Consider the following 2,687-nt stretch of genomic DNA (forward strand, 5'->3'; position numbering starts at 1 on the left):
TCGCCCTTCGGGCCGTTGCTTTACCACGCCTTCGGCTAGCAACGTTGTCTTGCTTCGCTCGGCTGAAGACTGGCCGTCCGCCCCTCTAGGGTTCTGCACCCTATCTCGAATCACAAAATTTAGACGAAAAAAAACCGCTGATAGTTCAGCGGTTTTTTTGAATGTGGCGGAGAGATAGGGATTTGAACCCTAGATACGCTACAAACGTATGCCGGTTTTCAAGACCGGTGCTTTCAACCACTCAGCCATCTCTCCGTAAGTGCGGCGAATGATACGGTAGCTTTTGGGCTGTGTAAACCCTTCAATCAACCAACCGCACAGCTTTTGATCAACCATTCCTTTGCGTGCACAAAACTCACTCTGCCACAGTAAAAAAGACAGAAAAAAGCCCTCAGTAAATAGCTCACTGAGGGCCATGTAATAGCCAGATCTATATTACAAGCTCATGATCTTTTTAAACTCTTCTTCAGAGTATTTCTTCTCGGTACTCTTGGTCAGATCTGTCATCATCTTGTAGCGAATTTCTGTCGCCATCGACAAGGTACGCTGCAACTGACCGTAAGAATAGTCAGACGCCATATTCAACGCAGCTTGCTTATCTGATTGGTACAAAGATTTTAGCGTCATATCCAAACTGCTCACCTGCTGGTACAGCTTGGTTTCTTCCTTATCCCAGGTAGCTTTGAGCATCGGCAGGTACTTATCCGGTGCCGCAGAAGCCAGCGCTGTCAGACTGCGGAACTGCCAGTAAGCAGACTGATCTGAGTAAGTATCGCTTCCTGTCTGGTACGGTGTCGGGTAATCCTGCAGGCTGGAGTACAACGGAACAAGTACCGACTCAGGTAATACCCCAAAACTCTGCCAAATCAGGCCTTGCAGCTCCTTCGGCATGTCTTGGCGTAGCTGGATAATATGTGATTCCAACTGGCGCTCGACGCGCATCGGACGCTCGCCATTCGCTTCTAGTTGAGTGCCTTTGTAGGTAGCACCAAGCACATTCGCCACATCCTGAACAGAGATCTTCTGATCCGGCTTCATAAACAGCGGATACTGATCCTGGCGAGTTGGCTGCTCAGTTGATGCCGATAGCATATTTTGTCCCAGCCATTCACGGTCGATGTTGTAGACATCCCCGGTTACCCCAAAGGCCTTGGCAAAGTTAAACGATGCCGTGTCAGCCTGTTCAAGCAGTTGATGCTTTTCGACGAACTCGACAAGCCCTGTAGAATGGAGCACATCCTCGCTGCTAAGATCAACACCATGGATACGTAAGCCGTTGGCTATCATAGCGTAGCTGTCATCCGGTACTTTGACTGCAATCCAGTGGTGCCCTGAGCCAATCTCAACCAGCCATGCCTCGTCAACATCAGCGATATACAGGCTGTTGCCTTCACCGGCACCATACTGTTCGATGTATTTTCCTAAAAGCTCAACCCCTTCCTTCGCCGTTTTCACCTGCGGCAGGATAAGCGTCGGTATAATGGCTTCGATGATACCTTTTTCAACCAGAGGATCGGCCGTTTGCGCCTTGCCGTTTACCTCAGCACTGGTCGTTGCTGAAATCGCAACGTTATATTCGTTTATCCCGCGCTCTTCATAAAACTTTCCGTCACCATCGACCGTGTTGGCGTCCCAGTCAGGAATGGCAGAGTAGCCATAGAATTTCGCAGGCATTGGCACAGTCAGACCATTTCCTAACGTCCAATCACCGGCTTCATTTTCTTGTGCCGGACGATAAGCTAAATATTTATTCCAGTTGTTGATACCAAAATCTTCGTTACGGGCAATCATGATGCTGCCATCAACAGATGCCCCCTTGCCCACGATAAGGCCAGTACACGCGTTGGCACTCAAGCTGAGCGCAGATAAAACGGCAGCGGATAACAGAGTCACAGACATTTTTTTCATCGTACATCTCCATGTAGGAACGAATCTCAAGATGAATAGATATTCACTATTATAGTGATATTTATCTCTTTTATGCTAATTATGTCAATAAATACCACCACCGCAGTGTATATCTCTGGCCTTTTGTTTATTGTTTAGCCGATCACGCTATTAAAAATATAAAGATCGGAATAATAAAAGTGAGAGCGGACAAAACCTCGACATGCAACTTGTATGCATTGAGATTGATATAAGTAAGATAGACATAACACCCAACCGGAAAAAAGAAGGGGCACTATCGGAAAAGGAATGGAGGTGTAACGGTAGTTTAGCTGGCGATTTAAAAGGGTAATAAACCGCCAGTTTACAGTGTAAAGCTTACCTGATTGCTCAGGCAGCCAGAGGAAGATACATGATATGCTGAGGCCCTGCTGGTCCTCCCAGATACAGTGATTCAGAATCCAGAAAACCGCAAGAAAGATAGAGTGCCCGAGCTGGCGTATTCCGTTGATTCACAGTCAGAACTAGATTTGAAACCGAAGGGTAATGAGCGGCCACATAATCACCCATTAGTTGGCATGACTGACGCCCAAAGCCTTTCCCCTGATAACGGGCATCAATAAAGTACGCCCGCAAGCCCAACTCACCAAATTGGCTAAACTCAGGGTGGTTTGCAAAAGAGTGATCAAGAATAAAGAAGCCGAGGATAGTGCTATCAGCCTCGTTATCGCCAAGACAAATAACGTGAAAATCTTCATTTGGCGTCTTGTTCTTAAGCGTATCCGAAATAGGCAAAACAA

General features: G+C 47.1%; 2 protein-coding genes and 1 tRNA gene. All 3 read right to left on the reverse strand.

All coding sequences use genetic code 11. From position 1 onward, the window contains the following. Positions 1-164: 164 nt before the first annotated feature. A tRNA-Ser gene (locus tag MHN01_RS23765) sits at positions 165-255 on the reverse strand. Between the two features lie 180 nt (positions 256-435). Then, complete coding sequence (locus MHN01_RS23770; protein WP_239413830.1) at positions 436-1,908, reverse strand: C69 family dipeptidase; 1,473 nt, start codon at positions 1,906-1,908, stop codon at positions 436-438. A 369-nt stretch (positions 1,909-2,277) separates the two neighbouring features. Further along, positions 2,278-2,687: GNAT family N-acetyltransferase (locus MHN01_RS23775; protein ID WP_239413831.1), on the reverse strand; the 410-nt coding region annotated here is incomplete at its 5' end.

Origin of the sequence: Photobacterium sp. OFAV2-7 (assembly GCF_022347985.1) — a bacterium.
Classification (GTDB): domain Bacteria; phylum Pseudomonadota; class Gammaproteobacteria; order Enterobacterales; family Vibrionaceae; genus Photobacterium.

Excerpts from the sequence above, each read along its gene's own strand:
- MHN01_RS23770 (WP_239413830.1), bottom strand. The coding sequence starts at position 1,908 with ATGAAAAAAATGTCTGTGACTCTGTTATCCGCTGCCGTTTTATCTGCG.